Raw genomic sequence first — 8,195 nt, 5'->3', positions numbered from 1 at the left:
AAGATTATCTGACGCAGAAATGGGCGTGTTGATGTGCTCCCAAAGGGCGAGTTTTATTGGCTCCTGCTCTGTGTTACTGATTCTTGCCGTAGAATGACTATGCCCTCAAATCAGTGCCTTGATCAGCAGCCAATAAATTCTCGCTGAACAAGCACCTTGAGGTCATTTGAGTATATTAATTAAAAACCGTTCTGACGCGATGACAAAATAAATAAATCAGGTAAAGTAACACCCAATAGAAACAGGGTTGTATCATGGTGTTCTAAGCACTATCATTCACCCATATTGATATAAAATGTGATACAGCAATAGATATTGCTAGTAGAACTATAATTAGACATGTATAGGAAAAAACATGATTCAAGTTGTCGGTCATAAGAACCCTGATAGTGATAGTATCTGTAGCGCTCTTGTTGCTACTGAATTATTGAAAGCTCGTGGTCTGGAAGCAAAAGCAGTTCGCCAAGGCCCGTTAAATAGAGAAACGCAATATATTGTTGAACAAGCTGGTGTGGAAGCGCCGGAAATGTGCACGGGTGTTGCTGGCGAGAAAATCTGGTTAGTGGATTACTCTGACCTTGCTCAAGCACCGGATGATGTGAATGAAGCAGAAATTCTAGGTATTGTTGACCACCACCGCCTTGGTGATGTGATGACAGTGAATCCTTTGGAAGCATGGATTTGGCCTGTAGGCTGTACCTGCACAATTCTATTTAACTTATTTAAGATGGAAGAAGTGGAAATTACTCGTCCACTTGCGACGTTAATGATGTCTGCGATTCTTTCTGATACGGTTGGTTTTGCCTCTCCAACTTGCACCGATAAAGATAAGGATGCAGTGGCGGAGTTAGCGGGTTATGCGGGTGTCACTGATCTTGACGCATTTATTAAAAACCTACTGATTGCAAAAACAAATATTGAAGGATTAACCGCGGCACAGCTGGTTGAAAAAGACCTTAAAGCGTATCCGTTTAATGAGCGTCAAGTGGTTGTTGGTCAAGTAGAGCTGGCGACGCTTGAACAAGTGGACGGTATGATTGAAGCTCTGGAAGCGGATCTTCAGCGTCGTTGTGACGAAGAAGGATTAGCTTTTGCTGCGGTGATGCTAACTGACATTACTTCAGCGACAACACGTTTATTGTATAAAGGTGAGTGGGCTGAGAAACTAGTGAAACATGAACAGCAAGGCATGTTGATGATGGCGGATACACTAAGCCGTAAGAAACAAGGCTGGCCTTGGCTGCAAGCTGAGCTGGTATAGCTAGAACAACGTATTGATGTATTAGGCGAAGGTTATTTAGCTCCTTCGCCTTTTTTATGAGAGGCAGTGATGACCACAGAGCTAACGCAAGAAAAAATCGATGACATTAATAAAATGGATAGTGAGGCTCGTTTTCGCTATTGCATCAAAGAGATAACCTCAAATCGACAGGTTTGGATATTAAAAGATGAACATGGCTGCGTTATGCTCAACACCGATGATGAAGATGCGGTTCCTGTTTGGCCAAATCGTCAGTTTGCCGAGCAGTGGGCAACAGGGGATTGGAAAGAGTGTGTTGCTGAGTCTATCTCATTAGCCAAGTGGCAGAGCCGCTGGACAATGGGTTTGGAAGATGATGAGTTAGCTGTGGTGGTGTTTCCAAATTTAAACGAAGAGGGTGTGGTACTGTATCCTGATGAGTTCGAATTTGAATTGAAGAAGAAATCATAAATAAAAGCTTTGATTCAGTCTCGTTAGGCGGTATTGCATATTTTTCAATGTCGTCTAATCTGAATATTATAATCAAGTGACCTCAAGGTGCAGGATTCAGCTCTCAAAGGGTGAGTTTAATTGGTCCTTGCTCTGTGTTGCTGTTTCTTACCGTAGAATGACTATGTTTTCAAATCAGTGCCTTGATCAGAAGCCAATAAATTCTCGTAGAACAAGCATATCGAGGTTACTTGAATATAATTGATGATGATTTTTATAAGGATATAATTATCAAAAACTATGGCATTCGAGTTAGCGCTATACTGTTGCTGTTCATCTCTTTAGTAGCAAATGCTCAGCAGCCGGTAAAATTCGCAACATTAGATTTTAAACCTTTTATCTGGTGTGAAGGCACAGTCGCCAGAGGGCTATACTCCGACATAATCGAAGAGCTTTTCTTACGAGTCGGAAGAGAGTATCAGATTGAATGTTTACCTTGGAAGAGGGCACTAAATGAGGTGCAAACGGGTCGTGTAGATGGGCTGTTCGCGGCATTTAAAACCATCGAAAGAGAAGAGTTTGCATACTATTCAGCTCTGCCTATGCGTATCGGTCAGTATGTGATTTTTACGGATAGGAGTAAAACATTTACTTTCCGTCAGCTGTCCGATCTCTTTGGTAAAACCGTGGCGATAACGCGAGGCCATAGTGTTTCTGATGATTTTGACCACGCCAAAGAACTGGGCCTTATAAAAGTGATTGAGGTGAAGTCTGCAAGCACGGGGTTTAAGGTGTTATTGGCTGGCCGAGCAGATGCCTATATCAATGATAAAATTGTTGGCCTTTTTGAGGCGAATGAACAAGGCTTATCCTCTAAGATATCGGTGCTTGATATCCCTATTCAAGAAGCTAATCCTGCCTATCTACTCTTTTCCAAAGCATCAGATTTACAAGATAAACAGCAGATTATTACTCAAGTTAACGCGAAGTTAGAGTCAATGTGGCGTGATGGTACGCTAGAGAATATATACAGTGACTATATAGAACTTATCTATTTGGCTGAGAACGTAGTGATTAACCGATTAGAGTGATCAGTAGCTAATGCAGCCAACTTATTTTGACTGCACGATTAATGTGATAATTCCGGTTGCTAAGAGCATTTTTTATAGTTCGGTGCTTTATGAAAATGGCTCTCTACTAATCGTTGTGTAACGGTATGTTGCGGGCAACTCAAAACACTCTTGGTAGAACCATATTCGACAACTTCACCTTCATGCATAACCATAACTTTGTCGGTTATATGTTTAATAATACCGATATGTTGCGAAGCATAAATAAACGACACGCCCATCTCTTCTTGCAACTCAAGAAACAAATTAATGATCTGAGAACGCATGGCCATATCTAGGCCGTTAAGTGCCTCATCTGCAATAATGATGGATGGTTGCAATATCAGTGCTCTTGCTAAGCAGATTCTCTGTTTCTGTCCTGCCGCAAGCATCTGCGGATAGAAGTAGGCGTGTTCTGGTAGTAAGCCTACGCGAGCTAAGGTGTCTTTAACTCTTCTCATTCTCGCTTCAGGAGACATTTCAGTATTACGCTTCAATGGCCCTTCTAGTATTCTACCAATCTGAATTCTAGGGTTTAGTGAGGTGTTTGGATCTTGAAAAATCATCCTAATCAACTTACAACGGGTTGAGTAGTCTTTGTGCTCCAATCTCTCACCATTAACACGTATCTCGCCTGCTGACGGCTCAACCACCCCAGCTAACATTTTCGCTAGCGTTGATTTACCCGAACCATTTTGTCCGATAAACCCTATGGTCTCTCCCGCTTCAAGCGAGAAGCTGACAGGCATAACCGCTTGCTGAATTTTCTTGCCAAATAAACCTGAACGAGTAGTAAATCGCTTAGAGAGTTGGTCGACTTCAAGCAAGGCACTCATGATTTTTTCTCCGTGTTCAATGGAAAATGACAAGAAAACTTATGATTCTTAATTTTTTTCGAATAGGGGATTTCAACACACTGGCGTTGAGCGTACGGACAGCGGGGCCCAAGGCGGCAACCAATTGGCAGATGCTGCAACGGTGGAATAGAGCCGGGTAGAGACTGTAGCCTCTGTTTGTGTGGAATATCCTCACTAAAGTCAGGCATTGCCTTAAGCAGTGCAACGGTATATGGATGTTTAGGTGAACTCAAAATCTGCTCAGTGGCAGCCGACTCCACCGATTGGCCACAATACATGACCGTTATACGGTTTGCCCACTGAGTGATGGTAGTCAAATCATGGCCAATCAACAGTATTGTTGTGTTATTTACCTGATTCATCCGACTCAATAATCGTAATATCTGAGATTGTGTAATGGGGTCCAAATCATTGGTTGGTTCATCCGCAATCAAGATACGCGGTTTTGCCGCAATGGCCATGGCAATCATGACTTTCTGGCATTCACCATCGGTTAACTCATAAGGGTAACTGCTCATTATGCGCTGATGGTCTTTAATGCCCACCTTGTGTAACAGTGCGATAGCTTGCTTGCGACGCCATTTGATTCGTTGCCACCAACGGCCATTAAAGGACTTGGATGGAATAGATTCCGCCAGTTGATGGCCTACCGCTTCTGAAGGGTCAAGACAGGTAGAAGGTTCCTGAAAAATCATCGCCACGTCTCTTGCGATAACACGTCGCCGCTCTTTGGGCGTCAACTGTAGCAGATCCACATTTCCAAGCCGCATACGGTCTGCGGTTACGCGCCAATTTTCCTTACATATCCCCACAATGGCCTTAGCCACTAAACTTTTACCTGAACCAGATTCGCCAACCAAACCACGGATATCACCTTCCTGAATGGTTAAGCTCATTCTATCCACGGCTTTTACCAGACCATGAGGGGTTTCAATTTCTATGGTCAAATGTCTAAAGTCTAATAGCGGCATTATTCTATCCCCGCATTAAGTGCTTGTCGTACGCCTTCACCCACAAGGTTTACAACAACGACGGTAAATAGAATTGCCATTCCGGGAAGTGTCACCGTCCATGGAGCCAGATAAATCAGTTCCACTGAATCTCCTAATATCGCGCCCCATTCTGTACTTGGTGCTTGAGCGCCTAGTCCGAGGAAGCCTAAGGCGGTCACATCTAATATTGCTATGCTAATCGCCATGGTAAATTCTGCTGCAATCACCGAGAGTATATTAGGAAAAATAGAGTTAGTAAGAAGGTAAAAATTGTTCGCTCCATCTAGCCTTGCTGCCATGATGTAATCTTTTTCTAGCTCGCCATGAACGGCGGTATAAAGAGAACGAATAAAGCGAGGTATGAGAGCCAAACATATCGCTAATAAAATATTAAATTCGCCAATACCAAGAAAGGCAACAAATATGATAGCGAGCAGTAATGAAGGTATGGACATTACTGTATCAAACAGGTGGTTCAATGTACTGGAGAGTAATCCTCTGGTCATGCCAGCCAGAATACCGATAGTACAGCCAACTGCCGCGGATATTACGGCAATGACAATCGATGCGCCAAAGGTTAGCTGCGAGCCTGTGATGATGCGTGACAGAATGTCTCGACCTAGATCATCTGTGCCGAGAAAATACTCGACGCTACCTTGATGGTTCCATGATGGTGGTACTAATAGATCGCCGGTCTGTAGTTGCGGGTCATGGGGCGTTATCCATGGTGACGCAAGAGTGATGATAATGATCAACAACAGACACCATAAGCCAAACATAGCTAAACTGTTCTGCTTAAAGCTTTTAGCAAAGCGTTCAAACTGTGTCGGTATGTGCTCTTCCTGATAAATACTACTTGTTAACATACCACTCTTTCCTTACCAGTGGGTTTACCATGGTACCAATAAGATCGGACAAGATGTTGGCTGACAATACAAAAGTTGCCACCACAATAACTCCCGCTTGAATAGACGCGTAATCTTGGTTTGCTAATGCATTAAGTAACCAGCGACCTATGCCGGGCCAGTTGAAAATAGATTCTGTGATTATGGCAAATGTCAGCATGCTGGAAAGCTGAAAACCAAACTTAGGAATAATTGGCGGTAATGCATTCCGTATGACGTGTTGAGTAACAATCTCATACTTAGATAAACCTTTGATCCGTGCGGCGCGAATATAATTTTGACTCATGACTTCCGCGACAGAGGCACGCATTAATCTGACAATTTGTGTAGTTGGAGCCAGAGCGAGAACTAAACAGGGCAAAATGAGATGCGACAGTACACTCTGTAACGCTTCTGCACGATACATTCTTTCTGACATAAAGGCGTCGATAATGGCAAAGCCAGTAACGTGGTCAATCTCGTACAGCAGGTTATATCGACCAGAGACAGGCAACACTTGCAGGTGCAAAGAGAAGAACATGATCATTAATAGAGCGACCCAAAACAGTGGTGCTGAGTAACCTGTCATGGAGATAAAAGAGATTAATGTATCAATGCTTTTTCCCTGTCTCATCCCTGCGAGTGTTCCCAATGGAATACCAACAAATAGAGCAAGAACAAAAGCAAATAGACAGAGTTCTAATGTTGCAGGGAACACAACTAGAAGTTCATCAATAATAGGGAAACCTTGATTATTGACGCCAAAATCTAATCGAACAAGATGTTTAATGTACTGGAACCAGCCATCCCAAAAATTACTGTCATGCCATACAGATGAACGGTCTAGCAGCAAAATGCTGTAACCAATCATAGTAAGAATTAATAGCGTAATAACAAATAGGTTGAATCGGCGAACGGTATAATTAAACATTATTTCGTCCTTTCTACTTTATGAAAGCTTTGAGAGCTAAATGGGCTAATATCAAATCCTTGCAGCGACTTATGGTAGGCTTGAAATTGTGCGCCATGGGCTAATGGAATGACAGGCACCTCTTCATTCATTATGTTTTGCGCCTGTTTATAGAGATTGATCCGGTAGCGAATTTGGTTAGTTTCTTTAGCAAGATCGAGCAAGAAATCAAAATCTGAGTTACACCACATTGACGCATTTAGCCCTGACTGCTCAGCGTTACATGACAGTAGCGGACGAAGGAAATTGTCAGGGTCACCAGTACTGGCACTCCAGCCTGTTAAGAGTAAGTCGAAATTACTCTGCTTACCTAATTCTGAGCGCTCGAACTGGTCGCCAGTATAAAGGGTAAGGGTGACCCCAATATCGAAAAATGCCGCTTGTATTAACTCTGCTGTTTTTCTTGGGCTAGGGTTATAGGCCGTCGGCTCTAAAGGCACTAACATTGTTAGCTGTAAATCGTCTAGGTATCCCGCCTCTCTTAACAATGCGATGGCATAGTTTCGGTCATAACGTACATGAACGGTGTCTTTTTGATAGGCCCATGAATTAGGAGGAAGTATTGAATACGCTTGCTCGCCTGTTCCGTAATAGACCGAATCGAGAATATTCTTTCTGTTGACGGCTAAGTTGAGTGCTTTTCTTACTCGAACATCTTGCAACGCTTTATGCTTAGTATTGATAGCAATGAATGCGACATTCATTGATGACTTAATATCCAGCTTAAGTTCTTGGTGCTGTTTGATAATAGGAATATGGCTAGAAATGGGTGAGTTTAGTACATCACACTCATTTCTTAACAGTTTCGCTAAAGGGCCAGTACCCCGAGAAGAAATATCAAAAACAATTTGGCCAATCGTTGGCTTGCCTCGCCAATAGTCGTTGTGCCTTTTTAAGCGTACCAGATCTCCAGATCGATACTCATCCAGATAGAATGGACCAGTACCTACAGGCTTATAGTCGATATTGTTTTTCTTCTTGGACTCAAGTAATTGATCGGCATACTCTTTGGAATGAATAACAGAGTAGGTAGTCGCAATGTTAGATAGAAACGTATTGTCTGCATGATTGAGGACAAATTTCACTTGGTGATCATCAATAGCTTCAACCTTTTTCACCAGTCCTGTGAAGTCTATACCTGTAAACCAAGGGTAGCCGCTATTACCCACCTCGTGAAACGGGTGCTGTTTATCGATGATGCGATTAAAACTGAATACGATATCGGAAGCATTGAGTTTACGACTGGGGGTAAACCAATCCGTAGTTTGAAAAGAGACATTATCTCTTAGCTTAAAAGTATACTCTGTTCCATCATCATTGCTGGACCAACTGGTTGCAACACTAGGCATTGGCTTGTGGCTATCAGGATCTAGGGTAAGCAGCGAGTCGAAGATTTGCGGGCTTAACGTCTCAGAGGTGATACCGCTATCCACTAATTGAGGATTAAATGAACTGGGGGCTCCCTCTTGGCCACAAAACACAAAACCTTGCTCTCGAATTTTATCTTGTTCTGGAACCTCTCCACAACCGGATAATAAGCTTAAGCCGCAGATGCTTAAAGTAAACTGTATAAATGCTTTCATAGAAGAAACTGTTCGTATTTCAAAAGATAGGCTTTCGCCTAATGAACTGGCTAATTTACCACTTTTTACTTAGTCAGACCAAGGATATATAGCTGATAGAGCTAAAGTTA

At 42.6% G+C, this 8,195-nt stretch carries 8 protein-coding genes; 3 read left to right on the top strand and 5 right to left on the bottom strand.

The genetic code is table 11. From position 1 onward, the window contains the following. The first annotated feature begins 355 nt into the window (after positions 1–355). From F0227_RS16725 to F0227_RS16715, 3 genes are all read left to right on the top strand, one after another. Positions 356–1,261, top strand: a complete 906-nt coding sequence (locus tag F0227_RS16725) for a manganese-dependent inorganic pyrophosphatase (RefSeq protein WP_171754381.1) — start codon at positions 356–358, stop codon at positions 1,259–1,261. A 69-nt stretch (positions 1,262–1,330) separates the two neighbouring features. Then, positions 1,331–1,711 carry a DUF2750 domain-containing protein gene (locus tag F0227_RS16720; RefSeq protein ID WP_171754380.1) on the top strand — a complete coding sequence of 127 codons (381 nt, stop codon included), beginning with the start codon at positions 1,331–1,333 and terminating at the stop codon, positions 1,709–1,711. Positions 1,712–1,941: 230 nt separating this feature from the next. Further along, positions 1,942–2,781: a transporter substrate-binding domain-containing protein gene (locus F0227_RS16715; protein WP_171754379.1), complete on the top strand. Its 840-nt coding sequence runs from the start codon at positions 1,942–1,944 to the stop codon at positions 2,779–2,781. Positions 2,782–2,840: 59 nt separating this feature from the next. On the opposite strand, the gene F0227_RS16710 is transcribed toward F0227_RS16715, so the two are convergent. The 5 genes from F0227_RS16710 to sapA are packed head-to-tail and all read right to left on the bottom strand — an operon-like array spanning position 2,841 to position 8,085. Continuing rightward, entirely contained in the window at positions 2,841–3,635 is a 795-nt protein-coding gene (locus tag F0227_RS16710; RefSeq protein WP_171754378.1) for an ATP-binding cassette domain-containing protein, read from the bottom strand. After that, the gene (locus tag F0227_RS16705; protein WP_171754377.1) at positions 3,632–4,627 is read right to left on the bottom strand and encodes an oligopeptide/dipeptide ABC transporter ATP-binding protein; all 996 of its coding nucleotides are present in this window, start codon (positions 4,625–4,627) and stop codon (positions 3,632–3,634) included. The genes F0227_RS16710 and F0227_RS16705 overlap by 4 nt, the downstream gene beginning before the upstream one ends. Further along, positions 4,627–5,514 (bottom strand): ABC transporter permease subunit, encoded by an 888-nt coding sequence (locus tag F0227_RS16700; RefSeq protein ID WP_171754376.1) that lies wholly within the window; start codon positions 5,512–5,514, stop codon positions 4,627–4,629. Before F0227_RS16700 ends, F0227_RS16705 begins: the two co-directional genes overlap by 1 nt. After that, positions 5,501–6,463, bottom strand: coding sequence for an ABC transporter permease subunit (locus F0227_RS16695; protein WP_171754375.1), 963 nt, complete (start codon positions 6,461–6,463; stop codon positions 5,501–5,503). The genes F0227_RS16700 and F0227_RS16695 overlap by 14 nt, the downstream gene beginning before the upstream one ends. Further along, positions 6,463–8,085: an ABC transporter substrate-binding protein SapA gene (gene sapA, locus F0227_RS16690; protein WP_171754374.1), complete on the bottom strand. Its 1,623-nt coding sequence runs from the start codon at positions 8,083–8,085 to the stop codon at positions 6,463–6,465. The genes F0227_RS16695 and sapA overlap by 1 nt, the downstream gene beginning before the upstream one ends. Positions 8,086–8,195: the final 110 nt, after the last annotated feature.

Origin of the sequence: Vibrio sp. 99-8-1 (assembly GCF_013114595.1) — a bacterium.
Taxonomy (GTDB): Bacteria; Pseudomonadota; Gammaproteobacteria; order Enterobacterales; family Vibrionaceae; genus Vibrio.
Note: the sequence above shows the minus strand (reverse complement) of the source record. Positions and strands in the feature narration are given on the sequence as shown.